At 60.0% G+C, this 17833-nt stretch carries 17 protein-coding genes; 14 read left to right on the plus strand and 3 right to left on the minus strand.

Annotation, left to right across the window (positions count from 1 at the left end):
* The first annotated feature begins 49 nt into the window (after window positions 1-49).
* The 12 genes from RMR13_RS06555 to dusB all read left to right on the plus strand — a co-directional run bounded on the left by RMR13_RS06555 (window position 50) and on the right by dusB (window position 11337).
* Window positions 50-1186 carry a chemotaxis response regulator protein-glutamate methylesterase gene (locus RMR13_RS06555; RefSeq protein ID WP_310599836.1) on the plus strand — a complete coding sequence of 379 codons (1137 nt, stop codon included), beginning with the start codon at window positions 50-52 and terminating at the stop codon, window positions 1184-1186.
* Between the two features lie 25 nt (window positions 1187-1211).
* Window positions 1212-2048, plus strand: coding sequence for a protein-glutamate O-methyltransferase CheR (locus RMR13_RS06560; protein ID WP_310599837.1), 837 nt, complete (start codon window positions 1212-1214; stop codon window positions 2046-2048).
* 35 nt (window positions 2049-2083) lie between these two features.
* A complete protein-coding gene (locus RMR13_RS06565) occupies window positions 2084-2653 on the plus strand; it encodes a response regulator (RefSeq protein WP_310599838.1) in 570 nt (189 codons plus the stop codon).
* 5 nt (window positions 2654-2658) lie between these two features.
* On the plus strand, window positions 2659-3078 hold the full coding sequence (locus RMR13_RS06570) for a MazG nucleotide pyrophosphohydrolase domain-containing protein (RefSeq protein ID WP_310599839.1): 420 nt from the start codon (window positions 2659-2661) through the stop codon (window positions 3076-3078).
* A 121-nt stretch (window positions 3079-3199) separates the two neighbouring features.
* The gene (gene rpsF / locus RMR13_RS06575) at window positions 3200-3625 is read left to right on the plus strand and encodes a 30S ribosomal protein S6 (RefSeq protein ID WP_310599840.1); all 426 of its coding nucleotides are present in this window, start codon (window positions 3200-3202) and stop codon (window positions 3623-3625) included.
* Between the two features lie 41 nt (window positions 3626-3666).
* Window positions 3667-3906: a 30S ribosomal protein S18 gene (gene rpsR, locus RMR13_RS06580; protein WP_309411281.1), complete on the plus strand. Its 240-nt coding sequence runs from the start codon at window positions 3667-3669 to the stop codon at window positions 3904-3906.
* Window positions 3907-3921: 15 nt separating this feature from the next.
* Window positions 3922-4884 carry a DUF2232 domain-containing protein gene (locus tag RMR13_RS06585; RefSeq protein ID WP_310599841.1) on the plus strand — a complete coding sequence of 321 codons (963 nt, stop codon included), beginning with the start codon at window positions 3922-3924 and terminating at the stop codon, window positions 4882-4884.
* A gap of 96 nt (window positions 4885-4980) precedes the next feature.
* Window positions 4981-5430: a 50S ribosomal protein L9 gene (gene rplI, locus RMR13_RS06590; protein WP_310599842.1), complete on the plus strand. Its 450-nt coding sequence runs from the start codon at window positions 4981-4983 to the stop codon at window positions 5428-5430.
* A 240-nt stretch (window positions 5431-5670) separates the two neighbouring features.
* Complete coding sequence (dnaB, locus tag RMR13_RS06595) at window positions 5671-7080, plus strand: replicative DNA helicase (RefSeq protein ID WP_310599843.1); 1410 nt, start codon at window positions 5671-5673, stop codon at window positions 7078-7080.
* Between the two features lie 14 nt (window positions 7081-7094).
* Window positions 7095-9578 (plus strand): leucine--tRNA ligase, encoded by a 2484-nt coding sequence (gene leuS, locus RMR13_RS06600; protein ID WP_310599844.1) that lies wholly within the window; start codon window positions 7095-7097, stop codon window positions 9576-9578.
* 63 nt (window positions 9579-9641) lie between these two features.
* A complete protein-coding gene (locus RMR13_RS06605) occupies window positions 9642-10295 on the plus strand; it encodes an LptE family protein (RefSeq protein WP_310599845.1) in 654 nt (217 codons plus the stop codon).
* 67 nt (window positions 10296-10362) lie between these two features.
* Window positions 10363-11337, plus strand: coding sequence for a tRNA dihydrouridine synthase DusB (gene dusB, locus RMR13_RS06610; RefSeq protein WP_310599846.1), 975 nt, complete (start codon window positions 10363-10365; stop codon window positions 11335-11337).
* 3 nt (window positions 11338-11340) lie between these two features.
* Here the strand turns inward: dusB and RMR13_RS06615 are convergent, their stop codons facing one another.
* From RMR13_RS06615 to RMR13_RS06625, 3 genes are all read right to left on the minus strand, one after another.
* Window positions 11341-12168, minus strand: a complete 828-nt coding sequence (locus RMR13_RS06615; RefSeq protein ID WP_310599847.1) for a tetratricopeptide repeat protein — start codon at window positions 12166-12168, stop codon at window positions 11341-11343.
* A 128-nt stretch (window positions 12169-12296) separates the two neighbouring features.
* The gene (locus RMR13_RS06620) at window positions 12297-14552 is read right to left on the minus strand and encodes a VWA domain-containing protein (RefSeq protein WP_310599848.1); all 2256 of its coding nucleotides are present in this window, start codon (window positions 14550-14552) and stop codon (window positions 12297-12299) included.
* Window positions 14552-15364 carry a CbbQ/NirQ/NorQ/GpvN family protein gene (locus RMR13_RS06625; RefSeq protein WP_310599849.1) on the minus strand — a complete coding sequence of 271 codons (813 nt, stop codon included), beginning with the start codon at window positions 15362-15364 and terminating at the stop codon, window positions 14552-14554. The genes RMR13_RS06620 and RMR13_RS06625 overlap by 1 nt, the downstream gene beginning before the upstream one ends.
* Before the next feature lie 184 nt (window positions 15365-15548).
* On the opposite strand from RMR13_RS06625, the gene RMR13_RS06630 reads away from it, so the two are divergent.
* Window positions 15549-16400, plus strand: coding sequence for a PHP domain-containing protein (locus RMR13_RS06630; protein WP_310599850.1), 852 nt, complete (start codon window positions 15549-15551; stop codon window positions 16398-16400).
* 23 nt (window positions 16401-16423) lie between these two features.
* Window positions 16424-17812, plus strand: a complete 1389-nt coding sequence (locus RMR13_RS06635) for a sigma-54 dependent transcriptional regulator (RefSeq protein ID WP_310599851.1) — start codon at window positions 16424-16426, stop codon at window positions 17810-17812.
* The last annotated feature ends 21 nt before the right edge of the window (window positions 17813-17833 follow it).

Below are 17833 nucleotides of genomic sequence, written 5' to 3' on the forward strand. Positions count from 1 at the left end.
TTTTTCTCTCCACCGATCCATATCATCGCTTCCCTTACCCTTCCCGTACATGTTCAGCAAAAAAATCAAAGTATTAGTGGTCGACGACACCATCGTGTACCGTAAGGCCGTCAGCGATATCCTGGCCGAAATGCCCGGGGTGGAGGTGGTGGGCGTCGCCCATAACGGTAAAATCGCGGTGGCGAAAATTCAGAACCTCAAGCCCGATCTGCTCACCCTCGATATCGAGATGCCGGAAATGAACGGGATCGAGGTGCTGCAGTATCTGCAACAGCATGCCCCCCAGGTTTCGGCCATCATGGTGTCTACCCTGACCAGCGAAGGCGGCGACATGACCATGCGGGCTCTGGAACTGGGGGCCTACGACTTCATCCTCAAGCCCAACACCACCAACATCAACGACAGCAAGCAGCACCTTCGCACCCTGCTCACTCCATTGATCAAGGCCTTCCAAACCGGACGGACTGCCATCGGCACCATGCAGGACGAAAGCCGCGCCGCCGTGCCCCGCAAGCCACTGGCAGGGGGATTGCGACCGCAAACCGACAGTGCGGCCGCTGCCAGGGCAAGAATGGGCGTGCCGGCAGCCTCTTTGGCTCGGCGCCAAGGGAAATCGGAAATCGTAGCCATCGGCATTTCCACCGGGGGTCCCAATGCCCTGGCCCGGATGATGCCCATGCTGCCCGGCGATCTCGGGGTGCCGATTGTCATTGTGCAGCATATGCCGGCGGTGTTCACCAAATCCCTGGCGAACAGCCTCGACGCTAAATGCGCCCTTACCGTAAAGGAGGCGCAAGACAGCGAAATTTTGCAAGCAAATGTTGCATATATCGCACCCGGTGGTAAACAGATGAAATTGGTCGCCTCTGCGGACGGAACCAATCGCCAGATCAAAATCACCAACGATCCCCCTGAAAATTCATGCCGGCCATCTGCCGATTATCTCTTTCGTTCGGTGGCGGATTACTATGTGGGGCGGACCACGGCGGTGATCATGACCGGTATGGGATCGGATGGCACCAAGGGGCTGCAGGTCCTCAAGCAAAAGGGAGCGCTTGTTATTGGCCAGGACGAGGCAACCTGCGTTGTCTATGGCATGCCCAAGGTTCCGGCCGAGTTGGGGCTGACTGATGTGGTTGCGCCGCTGGACAGAATCGCTGCTGAGATTATGAAGTCGGTGAAATAAAGGATTTCTGAAAACGACGGACCTCATGCTGAAAATACTTTCGGAAGAAATCAAGCTCATCACCAAATATATATACGATATTTCAGGAATATATTTGGACGAGAGCAAGAAGTACCTCCTGGAAACCCGGTTAAATGCCATCGCCGATGAGCAGGGATGCGTCAGCTATCAGGATCTGTATAAAAAATCCAAAACAGATGCCACCAAGGCCATCGAGCGGAAAATTATCGATGCCATCTCCACCAACGAAACCCTCTTTTTTCGTGACACCGGACCCTTTCAACTGCTGCAGCATAAAATTTTTCCCGAACTGATTGATGCCCGTGCTGCGAAAGCCTCCTCCCTCAAAACCAATCTGAAGGTATGGAGCGCCGCCAGTTCCACCGGCCAGGAGTTGTACTCGGTGGCGATCGTGCTCCAGGAATTGCTGGGCGATCTGTCCAAATATTCCATCAAACTCCTGGGCACCGATATTTCCGATGCGGTCATTGCCCAGGCCAGCAGCGGAAAATTCAATAAATTCGAGATAGAACGCGGATTGTCCCGGGACAAGCTGACCAAATATTTCACTCCATCCGGTCAAACCTGGAAAATCAACGACCTGACCCGCTCCATGGTCAAATTCCAGAAATTCAACCTGATGCAGCCGTTCACCGGTTTGGGCAAATTCGATGTCGTCCTCTGCCGGAATGTGGCCATCTATTTCACCCTGGAAGACCGGAAAAAACTCTTCAATAAAATAGCCGATATTCTTGAACCTGACGGTTATCTGCTCATCGGTTCAACCGAATCCCTCACCGGAATCTGCCCGCGGTTCATTCCCAAACGGCATCTTCGGTCGATATTTTATCAGTTGCACTGATCTCCGAACCGCCCGCAATTGATCAAGGTACGCTTATGAACACAATGACCATTCTTGTTGCCGATGACGATCCGGTAATCCGCAATCTCTTTGAACGCCGGTTGGAAAATGCGGGCTACGAAGTGACCGTAGCCGTTGACGGTACCGAAGCGGCCCGACTGCTCGATGCCACCGTTTTCGACGTGGTAATCACCGATCTGGTCATGCCCGGACAGATCGGCGGCATCGAATTGCTGAAAATTGCCAAGGAAAAAAGCGTCGAGATCGACGTCATTGTCATCACGGCCCATTCCTCGATCGATACGGCGGTCGACGCCATGAAGAAAGGGGCCGTCGACTACCTCGAAAAACCGATTAACTTTGACGAATTGTTTCTTCGGCTGGACAAGATCGCCGAGGTCAAGGCCATGCTGAAAAACGCCGACGACCTCCGGGAAGCGATGAACGTCACCGAGCTTTCGGCGGCGCAAACCATCCAGGATCTGGAGATCGTCAACGGCAACCTGCGCAATCTGCTCGACCGCCTGGACGCAACCCTCAGCGACTCGCGCACTGCGGAACATGGACGGATCGAGCAGGCCCTGCGCCTGCTTGCAACGCGCTGACCGACATGGAACATCCGCCGGAGCAGGAGAGCTGCTCGGTCTCCGCCCGCCTGGAACGACTGGTCGCCACTCTGCGCGGCCCCGGCGGCTGTCCCTGGGATATCAAGCAGACGCCGCTTTCCTTGAAGAAATGCCTGCTGGAAGAATGCCAGGAACTGGCCGAGGCCATCGACAGCGGCGATGAGCGGGCCGTCTGCGAGGAAATGGGGGATATGTATTTCATCCTGGCCATGCTGGCCGCGATGTACAGCGAGCAAAACCGTTTTACCGCCGATGATGCCATCGAGGGCCTCATCGCCAAGATGGTCCGGCGCCATCCCCATGTTTTTGGCGACACCCCAATCACCGACGAGCAGGCGCTGCGAGAGCAATGGCGGCGCATCAAGGAACAGGAAAAGCGCCCGGTCAAGCCTTCTCTCTCCTAACCTGCTTTTCTCTTGACATTTCCCGCCATTCTCTACTATTTTAATCGTTTCATCTTACCCAACCTTCTCGCTCTCACCGTCAGGATAGAAGCGAGGGCCAATCAGACCACGAGGAGGAATCATGCGTCATTACGAAACCACGTATATTCTGCGCCCGAATCTGGGCGAGGATCAATGCACCGAAATCATCGATCGCACCAATGCCATCGTCACCAACGACGGCGGCGCGATCATCTGCCTGGATCGATGGGGAGTCAAGCGACTTGCCTACGAAATCAACCGGGAGATTCAGGGCTATTATGTCTACATGAACTATGCCGCTCCCGGCAAGACGGTTGACGAAATCGAGCGTATCTTCAGAATTGATGACCGGGTTCTCCGTTACCTGACGGTCAAGCTGGGTGACAATATGAATGCCGAGGCCATTGAGGCCGAAAAGCAGCATATCGCGGAAAAAGCCGCAGCCCGCGCCAAGGCGCAATCCGAAAATTCGGAAGGCGACGATTTTGATGGCGAGCCTCTGGAAGAGGAAGCCACAGAAGAATAATTCGCCGTTACGTGCTCAGTTTAACGCAAGGAGTTCCGCATATGTCTCAGCAGAAAAAAGTGTTTTCCCGCCGCCGTGTCTGCCGTTTTTGTACCGACAAGGAAATTGTCATTGATTACAAGGACGCGAAAACCCTGAAAAATTTTGTCACCGAACGGGGCAAGATCGTGCCTCGCCGGATTTACGGCACCTGTGCCAAGCACCAACGGCAGTTGACCGAAGCGGTCAAGAGAGCCCGTCAGCTGGCCTTGCTGCCCTACATGGGAAACACCCAGTTTTAACGCTTTTTCCAAGGGATGGATGGTTTCGGGACCGGGCGGCAGTCGTTCTCCTTGCCACCCGGCCAACTTTTGCTCTTGATTGTCCTGTTTTTTCTGCCTGCCGCGGTACCCTCCGTGCTGGGGTGGTTGACAGGGTTCTTGGCGACCCCCGTGTTCATCCCGCTCGCCATGCACGGCGCCACGAGAGGTTTGAGACTCGTGGCCATAGGCTTGGTTGTGGCGGGCGTGGGTGCGCTCTTGGTGCAGCAGAGCGAAATGTTTGTTTTCTCCCTGACCCTGGCGCCTCTGGGGGTTGCGCTCTTCTGTAGCGCGCGAGCCGGAGATTCGGCCGCAAAGAGCGGCGGCAAAGGTTTGGCAGCGCTCGGCATCACCTGGCTTCTGTTTTGGGCGATATACGGGATGTTGGCCGGGATCAACCCCTACGACCTGCTGCTCAAAGTGCTCGATCTCGGCTTGGCCCAGACTTTGGAATTGACCAAGTCCAAGGATGCCGGCCTTTCTCCGGAAATGATTCTGGGATTGACCGAGGCAACGGCCGCCATGCGGGAAACCATCCCCCGTATTCTTCCCGGTCTGCTGACGGTGATGGTCCTGTTCACCGTGTGGTTGAACATGGTGCTTATCAACAGCCTGTGTGGCCGGTTGACCGGCGTCGCCCCATGGGGGGCATACGCGGTTTGGCGCCTGCCCGACCATCTGGTCTGGCTCCCCATCGGGGCCATTGGCGTTGCGCTGTTCGGCCAGGATTCCCTGCAGAATGTTGGCAACTGGCTGGTAATGATCTCGGGTGCGCTCTATTTCTTCCAGGGGTTGGCCGTGCTCATTGCCCTGTTCGAACGGTGGCGCCTGCCCCCGTTCGTGCGAATGATTTTGTACTTTCTCGTCTTCCTGCAGACGTACGGCCTGATGCTGGTTGCCGTGCTGGGCTTGGTCGATGTCTGGTGCAACTTCAGAAAAACAAAAGAAACCAATGCATGACGACCGAGCGATTTTCTCGACATCAAGCTTCGCCCGGCTCGTTTGACCACTGCAATACAAGATACCACAAAGAGGGTCTGATCCATGGAAATCATCTTGAAAGAAACCATTGAAACACTGGGCCAGGAAGGTGAGGTCGTCAAGGTTAAGCCCGGCTATGCCCGCAATTTTCTCATTCCCAAACAAAAGGCGGTGCTCGTCACCAAGGCATCCCTGGCACAGCTGGAGAAGGAGAAACAGGCTATCGCCGCCCGTTTGGCCGAACAAAAAAAGCAGGCCGAAGGTCTGGCCGCGCAGCTGGCAGACAAGGTCGTCACACTGAGCAAGCGAGTTGGTGAGGAAAATCGTCTGTTCGGCTCGGTCACCAACAACGACATCGCCCTGGCCCTGCAGGAAGCCGGCATCATCGTGGACAAGAAAACCGTGATCCTGTCGGAACCGATCAAAACGATCGGCGAATTTGCCGTGACGATCAAGACCGGCTACCAGACCACCGCTTCCATCCAGGTCCAGGTCGTTCCTGAATCCATCGGCGATGCCCAGTAAGGAGCCCTCGCGGCTCACGCTCTGCCTGCGGATGCAATCCCGGCCGATGAATTGAGAAGCGCCTGCTCGTTTTTACCGCGTTTAATCCATTGCATCCATACCGGGCAACCCGGCTCAAGTGCCTTTTCTGCTTACAGAAAAGGCACTTGCATTTTTTCGACGTGCCATTCCCCGGCCAGACAGGTATAGTTGCGGCGAAATACGTTTTCAACCCCCTTGATGCGCGCCACATAAAACTCCATGCAACAGACCGTTCCCGCTGTCGTCACGCTTTCCAGCAAAATGATTCCTCCGCAAAACATCGAGGCGGAACAGACGGTTCTCGGAACGATTCTCCTGCAGGACAAGGCCCTGTTGCATGTGGTCGAGGTGCTTGCGCCCGATGACTTCTACCGCGACGCCCACAAGACGATCTATACCGCCATGCTCGCCTTGTTCGAAAGGCGGGAACCCCACGACCTGATCACGGTCACCAGTCTGCTGAGCGACCAAAACAAGCTGGAAGAGATCGGCGGAGCCTCCTATCTCGCCGCCCTGACCGACATCATCCCCTTTACCGGTACCCTGGGACACCATGCCCAGATCATCCGGAAAAAGTCGATTCTCCGCCGCCTGATCCAGACCGCCTCCGAGGTGGCGGCCCGCTGCTTCGATTCCCAGGACGATATCGAAACCCTGGTCGACCAGGCGGAAAAAACCATCTTCGAAATCGCCCATTCCAACAAGGGCATGGGATTTCAACCCATGTCGGCGGTGGTGCCGCGGGCCTTCGACCGGATCACCAAGCTGTTCGACCGGCAGGAGCACATCACCGGCGTGGCCACCGGCTACGAAGAGTTGGACCGGATGACCGCCGGCCTGCAGCCATCTGAAATGATCATCCTTGCCGCCCGTCCCTCCATGGGCAAGACCGCCCTGGCGATGAACATCGTTCAGCATGCCGCCCTGATCGGCAAGATCCCGGTGGCGGTGTTCAGCCTGGAAATGTCCACCGAATCCCTGGCGCTGCGCATGCTGTGCTCCCTGGGGCGGATCGATTCCCAACGCATCCGCACCGGCAAGCTCCACGAAAACGACTGGCCGAAACTGACCCGCGCCACCGGCATGTTGTCCGACGCCCCCATCTTCATCGACGACACCGCCGGCCTGACCGTCCTGGAAATGCGGGCCAAGGCCAGGCGGCTCAAGTCCGAGCACAACCTCGGCCTGATCGTGGTCGACTATCTCCAATTGATGCAGGGCAAGAGTAGCGCGGAAAACCGCGCCCAGGAAATATCCGACATCTCCCGCTCGCTCAAGGCCATGGCCAAGGAACTGGACGTGCCGGTCCTGGCCCTTTCCCAGCTCAACCGCAGCCTGGAAAACCGCACCGACAAGCGGCCGCAACTCGCCGACCTGCGCGAATCGGGCGCCATCGAGCAGGACGCCGACGTCATCGTGTTCATCTATCGCGACGAGGTGTACAACCGGGCCGAGGACAACCCGAACCGCGGCCTGGCCGAGGTCATCATCGGCAAGCAGCGCAACGGCCCGACCGGCGTGATCAAGCTGACCTTTCTCGGCGAATACACCACCTTTGAAAACTATACCGGCCGCCTGCCCGCCATCGATTTCGCGCCCGAGCCACCCGCTGACTTCGACATTCACTGAGCCACAAGGATCTTATGCAACCCACCCCACCAACCAACGACCGCTACGATTTCAAGACCATCGAACAGCGCTGGCAGCACCGCTGGGAAAAGGAAAAGACCTGGAAAGCCAGCCATCGTTCCGACCGCCCCAAATACTACGTGCTGGAGATGTTCCCCTATCCCTCCGGCCGCATCCACATGGGCCATGTGCGCAACTATTCCATCGGCGACGTCATTGCCCGTTACAAGCGCATGCAAGGGTTCAATGTTCTCCATCCCATGGGTTGGGACGCCTTTGGCCTGCCCGCCGAGAATGCGGCGATGAAACGCGGCATCCATCCCGCCGCCTGGACCTACGACAACATCGACTACATGCGCGGCCAACTCAAGGCCATGGGGCTCAGCTACGACTGGGAGCGCGAACTGGCTACCTGCCGCCCCGACTACTACCGCTGGGAGCAGCGGCTTTTCCTCGAAATGTTGGCAAAGGGGCTGATTTACCGCAAGGAGACTACGGTCAACTGGTGCGACGACTGCCAGACCGTGCTCGCCCGCGAACAGGTGATCGACGGCGCCTGCTGGCGCTGCGACCAGCCGGTTCTGCCCAAGACCATGCACGGTTGGTTTTTCAAGATAACCAGCTATGCCGAGGAACTACTGGCCGACCTGGACCAGCTCACCGGCTGGCCGGAAAAGGTGGTCACCATGCAGCGCAACTGGATCGGCAAGTCCACCGGTCTGTCCTGCCGGTTCCAGGTCGAGAACAGTGATCAGGCGATCGCCATCTTCACCACCCGGCCGGACACCATCTTCGGCGTCACCTTCATGTCGCTGGCCGTGGAACACCCCATGATCGACATGCTGGTCCATGGCAAACCACAGGAAGAGGAGGTCCGAACCTTTGTGCTTGAGACCGTGCTCGCCAAGCAACGGGCCGGCCTTGACCAGGAACTCGACAAGCGGGGCGTGTTCACCGGCAGTTACTGCATCAACCCCTTCACCAACGAGCGGATTCCGATCTACGTCGCCAACTTCGTGCTGATGGAATACGGAACCGGGGCGGTGATGGCCGTTCCGGCCCACGATCAGCGGGATTTCGAATTTGCCCGCGCTTACGATCTGCCCATCCGGGTGGTCGTGCAGCCGGATGGCGCCCCCCTCGATCCGGCCACCATGGCCGAAGCGGCCGAGGGACCGGGGCAGTTGGTGCATTCCGGCCAGTTTACCGGCATGGAATCGATTGCCGCCCAGCAAGCGATCATCGCCGAGGCCCAGCAACGGCAATTCGGCGCGCCCCATGTGACCTACCGGCTGCGCGACTGGGGAATATCCCGCCAGCGCTACTGGGGCGCCCCCATTCCGGTGATCCACTGCGACAGCTGCGGCATCGTGCCGGTGCCCGAATCCGACCTGCCCATCCTGTTGCCCGGTGCAAACGAGCCAGCGGGCACTCACAGCCCCCTGCACCAGCAGCCCGATTTCATTGCCACCACCTGCCCCGGCTGCGGCCGGCAAGCCCGGCGGGAAACCGACACCCTCGACACCTTTGTCGAATCGTCCTGGTATTTTGCCCGCTATACCAGCCCCGGCCTCGACAACACCCCCATCGACAAAGAGGCGGCCGCCTATTGGCTGCCGGTCGACCAGTACATCGGCGGCGTCGAACACGCCATCCTTCATCTGCTCTACGCCCGGTTCTTCACCAAGATGCTGCGCGATCTCGGTTACTTGACGGTGGACGAGCCTTTCACCAACCTGCTCACCCAGGGGATGGTCATCAAGGATGGGGCCAAGATGTCCAAATCAAAGGGCAACGTGGTCGATCCCAACGACCTGATCGAGCAGTACGGCGCCGATACGGTCCGACTGTTTTCCCTGTTTGCCGCCCCGCCGGAGCGGGATTTGGAATGGAACGCCCAGGGGGTGGAAGGGGCCTCGCGCTTTCTCAACCGGGTCTTCCGGATGGTGATGAACCAGCGCGCCTGTTTCGACCAAACCGCCGCCGTCGATCTGACCGGGCTCAACGCCGCATCCCGGGCTCTGCACCGAAAGACCCACCAGACCATCAAACGGGTGACCGAGTCGATCGAAAGCAATTTCCACTTCAATACCGCCATTTCCGGGATCATGGAACTGGTCAACCTGGTGGCCGCACCGGCCGACGAACCCCTTGACGCCGCGGTGCTGCGCGAGTCCCTGGAAACCATCCTCACCCTGCTCTTTCCCATGGCGCCCCATTTTTGCGAGGAATTGTGGCAGGCAACCGGCCATGGTCAGCCCCTGAACGATGCCGCCTGGCCGGCCTTCAATGCGGAGGCGGCCAAGGAAGACGAGATCACCATCGTCGTCCAGGTCAACGGCAAGGTGCGGGGCAAACTGCTGGTCGCCGCCGATGCCGACGAGGCCGCCCTGCAGCAACTAGCCCTGGACGAAGAGAAGATCGCCAAGATGCTCGCCGGGCAAAAACCGAAAAAAATCATCGTGGTACCGAGAAAACTGGTCAATATCGTCTTGTGACGTGACGGCCGCCGTCGCTATGCTCTCGCCACCGTTGCCATGCTGATGAACACAAGGAGTATCATGCTGAACCGCGCTTTTTGGGATTGGAAATTGCTGCTGCTGGCCGCGCTCCTGTTGGGCGGCTGCGGCTACACGTTTCCCCATGTGTACGAAGGACAGCCCCATGCCATCTACATGCCGACCTGGCAGAACCGGACCAACAAGCTGGGGCTCGACATGAAGATCTACCAGTCCCTTGGCCGCTGGTTCCAAAAATCTTCTTCCGTCTCCATAACCAAGGAAAAGGCCGGGGCCGATCTGATCCTGACCGGCGAGATCCTGTCCATCGATCTGCCCAGTGTGAGTTGGAACACCGTCTCCGAAGTCACCGGCACCAAGGTCAACCTCATCGTCCGCTACGCCCTCAAGGACAAGGCGACCGGCAAGATGTTGTGGGAAGTGCGGGACAAGCTGTACTCGGCCGACTACTCGATGTCGACGGTCAGCTCGGCCGCGGACGAACAGGCCCTGACCAAGATCATCGACGATCTCTCCGAGGACATCTATGTCGGCGCCCTCAAAAAAATTCGCAAGCAGCAGCTCCAGCAGCAAACTCAACAACAGGCCCAGCAACAAACCAGTTCCCCGCCTGTTAAAACGCTGGAAGTATTTCCCCAGCACCAGACTCAGCAACAGCCCCAGCCGCAAACTCAGCCGCAGACCGCTGCGCCCTGAAATCTGTTCACTGCCACCGCGCCCCTGAGATCGCTTCCAAGGCGCGGTGGCCTGTTTTTTCTTCCCTATGCCGCTGACTTCTCCACCGAATTTTCCTCCCCTGGCCATCGGCCCGCTCCACCTTCCCTCCTCCCTGATCCTGGCCCCCCTGGCCGGCTACAGCGATCTGCCCTTCCGGCTTCTCTGTCGAGAATTTGGAGCGGCGCTCTGCGTCTCCGAGATGGTCAGTTGTCATGGCTTGATCTTCGATCAGCAGAAAACCCACGAACTGCTGCTCACCGTGCCCGAGGAGCGGCCGTTCACGGTCCAACTGTTCGGCAGCGACCCCGAAATCATGGCCCGGGCAACAGCCATCGTCACCGAGCTGCCGGTGGACCTGATCGACATCAACATGGGGTGTCCGGTGCGAAAGGTGGTCAAAAAAGGATGCGGCGCGGCCCTGATGAAGGAACCTGGCCGGGCCGAGGCCATCATTCGGGCGGTGTGCGCCCATTCCACCCTGCCGGTGACGGTTAAATTCCGCAGCGGCTGGAACAACGAGCACATCATTGCCCCGGCATTTGCGTCCATGGCCGAGAATGCCGGGGCGGCGGCGGTGGTCGTCCACGGCCGCACCTGGGCCCAGGGATTTGGCGGCAAGGCGGATTGGGGCGTGATCCGGGCCGTGAAAAATACGGTCTCGATTCCGGTGATCGGCAACGGCGATGTCCTCACCCGGGCCGACGGTCTGGCCATGCTCGCGGCCACGGGGTGCGACGGAGTGATGGTCGGCCGGGGGGCGCTCGCCAACCCGTGGCTGTTCGGGCCGGATGACCGCCCGATTTCGCTGGCCGGACGGATACCGCTCATCCAGCGCTATCTGCAATTGGCGCAACGGTTTCTTCCGCTGCCCAAGGTGCTGTTCAAGGTGAAGAATCAGACGGCCAAACTGCTCACCGGAGTAAGCGGCGCGGCCCGCATGCGGCAGGCGCTCTATGCCTGCGACCGCATTGAGGAGATCGTGGCGGTGCTGCTTGCGCAACAGGCCACCGAAGAAGGGTAGGATTTATTTGTCCGACTGTTCCCGCCGTTCCGGAACGATTTGCTTCGGTTCCGACATTTTTTCCACCTGCCGATACAGCTCCAGCGACAGGGCTTGCGCCCGGTTCAGTTCCTCCCAGGACATGTTCATCATCAAATTGTTGCGGTTGACCGCAGCCCCCGCATTGCCGCGGCTGGCGGCCAGGGAATACCAGGCATAACCCTTGGCCTTGTCGGTATCGGTGCCGGTGCCGGTGGCGTACATCAGGCCGGTGTTGGCCTGGGCCATGGCATCTCCCTGGAAAGCTGCCTTTTCGTAGAGTTCCAGGGCCTTTTTGTAATCGCGCTCGCCCCCGAGCCCGTTGTAGTACAGGTAGGCAAGATCGTTCTGGGCGGCGAGATTGCCTTGGGCCGCGGCCTTGGCCAGCCACTTTTTTGCTTCCAGATAGTTCTGCGGCACCGTGCTACCCCGCAGATACATGGCGCCGATAATGGCCAGGGACTCGGGCGACACCTTGCCCTGCTCCGCCGCCGCCAGCAGCCATTTGAAACCGTTGCGCTTGTCCGGATCGGTCCCCTGCCCCTGATACAGCATGCCGCCGGCCACGAACTGGGCCTCGGCGTCGCCCCGCTCCGCCGCCTGGAGGTACAGTTGCAGGGCCAGGGTGTAGTTGACCGGCTGGTTCACCCCGTAATAGGCGCGATAGGCCTCGGCCTTGAGACGGCGGGCGGTCTCGTCCCCGGTCTTGTTCTGGGCACCGCACGGCCCGGCCAGTGCCAGGAAATACACCGCCATGGTCATCAGTTGCAGCACGGTCCGAACGATCGCTCGGCGATTGAATAAAGACGGCACGGAGCTCCTCCTGGCGAGGGTTTGTTGTTCTTCGTCCGCACCTGGCGCACGGGGCATGGAGTTCGTTTACCCTCATGGGAGGGAATATTCAAGAAGAAGCGGACGGCGCTTGCGCGGCCGACGTGGGGTCAACTGGTCAGGGTCCGGTAGATTTCCGACATCCGCGCCGGCAGCCGCTGGATCTTGTCGATGAAGATGTAGTTGACCTCGCCGTACATGTGCGCCATGTATTCGTGCGCCTGGCGGTCGATGGTGATGCAGAAGGGATGGACGCCCTTGGCCTTGGCCTCAAGGAGGGCATGGCGGGTGTCCTCGATGGCGTAATCGCCCTTGTAGTCGTCGTAATCCTCGGGTTTGCCGTCGGACAGCACGATCAGCAGGCGAATCTTGGCCTCCACCCGGGCAAAAAGCGAAGTCATGTGCCGAATGGCCGGGGCCATGCGGGTGTATTCGCGCGGGCCGATGGCACTGATCCGTTGCCGGACTGTCTTGCTGTAGCGCTCGTCGATCCGCTTGACCGGGAAAATCTCGCAGCGCAGCCGCCGCATCCCGGAAAAACCGTAAATGGCATAGCGGTCGTCCAACACTTCCATGGCCTCGCAGATCAGGACCAGAGCCTCCTTGATCGACTGGCCGACCCAGCCGGAAGTGGAATTGGACATGTCCACCAGAAAGGTGACGGCAATGTCGCGATGGTCCCGCGTCAGGCGGATGAAGAGCCGCTCCGAGGGGGGAAGGCCGGCGGCGATGTCGATCCGGGATTCCACCAGGGCATCGATATCGATATCGTTGCCTTCGCGCTGGCGGCGGACGAACCGTTCGCCGGTCTGCAGCAGCTCGAACTGATGGCGCAGGCGGCGGATCTGGCCCCGGTATTTTTTCAGGGTCTGCTCGATAAAGGCGTTCTGGATCGGCGGCAGTTCCTTTTCGCTGACCACACACCACTTTTTCCGAAACCCCTTGCGCCGGTAATCCCATTCATCGTACACCACCGGCTCGGCCATTTCCCCGCCTTTGCCGCCGCCGGCATGCGGGCTGCGGGCAATGGCCGAACCCGCCCGGCCCTCGGTGGCGCCGACCGTTTCCTGGACCGCCTGGGTCGGGCCGTGCTCCTGGGAGGGTTTGCCGGACGGCTCCGGCATCTCGTTGATGGTTATCTGCTGGGCCTGGGACTGCATGAACGGGGTCAACTGGTCCCAGGCGCGTTCCATCTCCATGATCAGGGCGGCATCGTACCCCTGTCCCTCGCCTCCGCCGGAATGGACGTCGGTATCGGCCTGCTTGGGCACCGCGGGCAAGGACATAGAGGCGGCCTGCATCATCCGCAATTCCTTGTCCATTCGCTGTTTCATGCCCAGGTTGCGCATTTCCTGCAACCTGAAGATGCCCTGAAAGATCAAGGGCCGGGTGGTTGCCAGGTCTTCTTCCGGCGGCAACAGCGCCATCATCTCCCGCACCGCCTCCAAACTGGCCGCATTGTCTCCGGTCAATCCTGCGCCATGACGCATCAGGGCCATGGCCCGGTCCATGAAAGGAGAATGATCGGCAGCGGGCCATTGGCCGCGTAGCAGCCCCCGCTGCAGCAAGTCCAGCGCATTGGGTTCGGGCGCCTCGTCGCCGGACAGGGGCAAACGGGGCAGCAACGGCGCCAGTGCCCGCATCAAGCCCGGCAGCTCCTGCCGCAAGAATCCCAGCACCCGGCCGGTTTCCAGTAGGTGGAACAGCCGGCGGGCATGATCCGGCTGCGAAAATTCCGAAAAAAAACAGTCGAGGGGATGGGCACTTTTACGGTGCAGGGCAAGAAACCGAGGCTCGGTGAAAACCCCGGCCGCGAGGCTGGCCCACTGGAAGGAAACCATCAGTTTGTAGAGGAGAAAATTCTCCTCCTGTTCGGCAAATACCCCGACTTCGCCGGGTAGGAAGATGGCCTCCGAATCGGTGGCGGCCTCGGCGGCGGCAATCAAGTGCAGCTCGCGGCCGGCCAGGCCGTTGACATAGGGCTGCAGTCGGGAGCGAACATCGGTCAGGCGCAGGCAGCCCTGGCCGCGCAGCGGCCGGGCGAATTGCTGGTCGACATCGGCCATGAACAGCTGGGCGCCGTGCAGGCCGCCGATTTCATAGCGATCGAGCAGAGTATGCACCCACAGGGAAAGTTCATCCAGCGCCAAATAGCAAAGAGCCGGGCCGGCGGCGGAGAGATAGGCGAAACACAAGGCATGCGACACCGGCCAGATAGCCGGAATTTGAGCAAAAATCTCGTCGACGCAGGCAGCCTCGCTTTCGGCTAGCGGGCCGAGCGCATCTTCCACGTCCCATTCGTTGGGCAAGCTGGGCGCCACCAGCAAATAGAATTTCTCCTTGAGCCGTTCGAGATCCATATCCATCAAAACAGCGAACTGACCATCTCGTCCAGGGCGGCCAGCAATTCCCGATCATCGGTGAGCGCCTCGCTGATCGAGGCCCGGCAGGCCGCCTTGACCGGAATGCCCCGGCCGATCAGCTTGCCGGTCTGGATGAGCAGCCGGGTCGAGGCCCCTTCGGCCAAGCCCGAATCCTTGAGTCCGCGGGTCATCACTGCCAGCTTGACCAGCGACTTGGCCAATTCCGGCGCAAGCCGCCCCTCCCGGCAGACGATCTCCACTTCCTTCTCCGCAGCCGGATAGTCGAAGGACAGGGCCACGAATCGCTGCCGGGTCGAGGCCTTGAGGTCCTTGAGCACGCTCTGGTAGCCGGGGTTGTAGGACACCGCCAGCATGAATTCGGGCGGGGCGGTCAACAATTCCCCCCGCTTCTCGATGGGCAACTGGCGGCGGTCGTCGGCCAGGGGATGGATGACCACGGTGGTATCCTTGCGCGCCTCGACGATTTCGTCCAAATAGCAGATGGCCCCGGCCCTGACCGCCATGGTCAACGGCCCGTCGGTCCAGACCGCTTCGCCGGCGCGGATCAAATAGCGGCCCACCAGGTCGGAAGTGGAAAGATCGTCGTGGCAGGAGACCGTGACCAGGGGGCGCTGCAGTCGCCAGGCCAGATACTGCATGAACCGGGTCTTGCCGCAGCCGGTCGGCCCCTTGAGCAGAAGCGGCGTGCCATCGCGGTACGCGGCCTCGGCAATGGCCAACTCGTCGCCGATAGGCAAATAGTAGGGTTCCTGTTCGATCCTGAATTCGTCGATGCGCATCTGTCGTCCGGCCATGGCTCGTTGCTCCCTGTGAGAAATTTCCTTCAATAATAAGAATGGGGTCCGTTATTGACAACCTGCGCTTTACCAGGCGATTTCATTTGGTTATTGCGCGATGTCCGGGCCATGAGTACAGTGCTTTGGCAAGCATCCGGTCTTTTCGGCCCCGCCCCATCCATCCCGCAACCCGGCCTTATCCATGTGCATCGATCTCCACACCCACTCCATTTACTCCGACGGCAGTTGCACCCCGGCGGAACTGATTGCCTTGGCGGTGGCCAACGGTCTGCAGGGGCTGGCCCTGACCGACCACGACACCGTCGAGGGGGTCGAGGAGATCCGCCACCTGGGCATTGAGGCTGGAATTGCGGTTATTTCCGGAGTGGAGATCAGCACCAGCCTGCACGAACGCACCATCCACATCCTGGGCTATGGCATCGATCCGGCCAACGCCGAGTTGCTGAATTGGCTGGTTCCGCTCCAGGAAGGGCGGGAGCGGCGCAACGCCGTCATCATCCAGAAACTGCAGAACCTGGGGATCGACATTACCGCCGAGGAAGTCCGGGAGCTTTCCCGTTGCGGTCAGACCGGCCGGCCGCACATTGCCCGGCTGTTGATGGCCAAGGGGGTGGTGGACAGCTTCGACGCGGCCTTCCGCCGCTATCTCGGCCGCCACCGGCCCGCCTGGGAAGGGCGGTTCAGCTATTCCGCCGTCGAAACCATCGGCATGATCCATCGGGCCGGCGGCCTAGCCGTCCTGGCCCATCCGGGGCAGATCGATCCGGCGATGTCCGCCCAGCCGGCCCTGGTCCGCGAGCTGACCCGCCGCGGTCTCGACGGCCTGGAATTGCACTATCCGACCCACAGCCGTAGGATGAAGAAACACCTCAAGGCGCTGGCGGTCGAACTCGGACTCTTGATGACCGGAGGCAGCGATTTCCACGGCAACACCCGGCCCGTCCACCGTCTTGCCGGCAAGAACCTGGGGTTTTGCCCGCCCTGCTCCATCCTCGAGCAACTCACCGCCCGCCTGGCCGGGCCGCATCATTAACCTTTCTTCTCGCTCAAGTCGCCATGCATACCATTCTCATTGTCGATGACGAACCCAATTACCAGATCATTCTGGCCGAGATTCTCAGGGACGAAGGCTACGAGGTCTTCACCGCCGACAGCGGCATTGCCGGCCTGCCCATCGTGTACAGCACCGACCTGGACTTGGTGGTGTCGGACATGAAGATGCCCGGCATGGACGGCATCGAATTCCTGTCGAAAATCAAGGAGCACAACCGCGAGCTGCCCGTGATCCTCATCACCGCCTACGCCGAGGTGGAAAAGGCGGTCGAGGCCATGCGGCTGGGCGCCTTCACCTATCTGGCCAAGCCCTTTTCCAACCAGCAGCTGCTGGCCAGCGTGACCAAGGCGGTCGAGCATTACGGCCTGATCCGTGAAATCAGGCGGTTGCGGGACGAGGCCACCCCGCGTTCCGGCTTCGGCGGCATGATCGGCAAGAGCGCGCCGATGCGGGCGGTCTACCAGTTGATCGAGAAGGTGGCGCCCACCCCCTCCTCGGTGCTGATCACTGGGGAATCGGGCACCGGCAAGGAGCTGGTCGCTCGGGCCATCCACAACCTGAGCCCGCGCAAGGACGCGCCGTTCATCTCGGTCAACTGCGCCGCCCTGTCCGAACATCTGTTGGAGAGCGAACTCTTCGGCCACGAAAAAGGCGCCTTCACCGATGCGGTGGCCATGCGCAAGGGCCGGTTCGAGTTGGCCGATTCCGGCACCCTCTTTCTCGACGAGATCGGGGAGATGCCGCCCCAGCTCCAGGCCAAACTGTTGCGCGTGCTTCAGGAAAAATGCTTCGAGCGGGTCGGGGGGTCGGTCACCCAGCAGGTCGATGTCCGCATTCTGGCCGCCACCAACAAGGATCTCAAGGACGAGGTCGAAAAGGGGCATTTCCGGGAAGACCTCTACTACCGGCTCAATGTGATCCACATCCATCTGGCGCCGCTGCGCGAACGGGTGGACGACATTCCGGCTCTGGTCACCCACTTCATCGAAAAAAACAGCCAAAATCTGGGGAAATCGCTCGATATCTCACCCGAAGCCCTGCGGCTTTTGGTCAGCCTGCCGTGGGAAGGCAATGTACGGGAGCTGGAAAACACCATCGAGCGGGCCGCCATTCTCTGTAACGGCGACCGGATCGAGCCCGAGGACGTCCATCCCGATTCCATGGAATTGGCCAGCGCCCACGAATGGAGCACGAGCCTCGAGATCAGCCAGTTCATTCCGGAACATCTCAGCCTGGCCGAGGTGCTGAACGGCATCGAGGAGAAGCTGGTGCGCAAGGCCCTGGAGGACAATTTCTACGTCCAGGCCCGGGCCGCCGAACAGCTGGGGATCACCAAGAGCCTGCTCCAGTACAAGATGAAGAAATACAACGTGCAGCGGCGCAAGCGGTAAGTCCGGAACTCAGGCGCCAGG

Source organism: Desulfobulbus sp. (assembly GCF_031547805.1).
Lineage (GTDB): Bacteria > Desulfobacterota > Desulfobulbia > Desulfobulbales > Desulfobulbaceae > Desulfobulbus.

What these genes read in the sequence shown, in the direction of transcription:
- RMR13_RS06605 (WP_310599845.1), top strand. Translation starts at nt 9,642, where the DNA reads ATGCTGAACCGCGCTTTTTGGGATTGGAAATTGCTGCTGCTGGCCGCG.
- RMR13_RS06585 (WP_310599841.1), top strand. Translation starts at nt 3,922, where the DNA reads ATGGATGGTTTCGGGACCGGGCGGCAGTCGTTCTCCTTGCCACCCGGC.
- RMR13_RS06620 (WP_310599848.1), bottom strand. Translation starts at nt 14,552, where the DNA reads ATGGATATGGATCTCGAACGGCTCAAGGAGAAATTCTATTTGCTGGTG.
- RMR13_RS06560 (WP_310599837.1), top strand. Translation starts at nt 1,212, where the DNA reads ATGCTGAAAATACTTTCGGAAGAAATCAAGCTCATCACCAAATATATA.
- RMR13_RS06635 (WP_310599851.1), top strand. Translation starts at nt 16,424, where the DNA reads ATGCATACCATTCTCATTGTCGATGACGAACCCAATTACCAGATCATT.
- leuS (WP_310599844.1), top strand. Translation starts at nt 7,095, where the DNA reads ATGCAACCCACCCCACCAACCAACGACCGCTACGATTTCAAGACCATC.
- dusB (WP_310599846.1), top strand. Translation starts at nt 10,363, where the DNA reads ATGCCGCTGACTTCTCCACCGAATTTTCCTCCCCTGGCCATCGGCCCG.
- RMR13_RS06570 (WP_310599839.1), top strand. Translation starts at nt 2,659, where the DNA reads ATGGAACATCCGCCGGAGCAGGAGAGCTGCTCGGTCTCCGCCCGCCTG.
- rpsF (WP_310599840.1), top strand. Translation starts at nt 3,200, where the DNA reads ATGCGTCATTACGAAACCACGTATATTCTGCGCCCGAATCTGGGCGAG.
- RMR13_RS06565 (WP_310599838.1), top strand. Translation starts at nt 2,084, where the DNA reads ATGAACACAATGACCATTCTTGTTGCCGATGACGATCCGGTAATCCGC.
- rpsR (WP_309411281.1), top strand. Translation starts at nt 3,667, where the DNA reads ATGTCTCAGCAGAAAAAAGTGTTTTCCCGCCGCCGTGTCTGCCGTTTT.
- dnaB (WP_310599843.1), top strand. Translation starts at nt 5,671, where the DNA reads ATGCAACAGACCGTTCCCGCTGTCGTCACGCTTTCCAGCAAAATGATT.
- RMR13_RS06630 (WP_310599850.1), top strand. Translation starts at nt 15,549, where the DNA reads ATGTGCATCGATCTCCACACCCACTCCATTTACTCCGACGGCAGTTGC.
- RMR13_RS06625 (WP_310599849.1), bottom strand. Translation starts at nt 15,364, where the DNA reads ATGGCCGGACGACAGATGCGCATCGACGAATTCAGGATCGAACAGGAA.
- RMR13_RS06555 (WP_310599836.1), top strand. Translation starts at nt 50, where the DNA reads ATGTTCAGCAAAAAAATCAAAGTATTAGTGGTCGACGACACCATCGTG.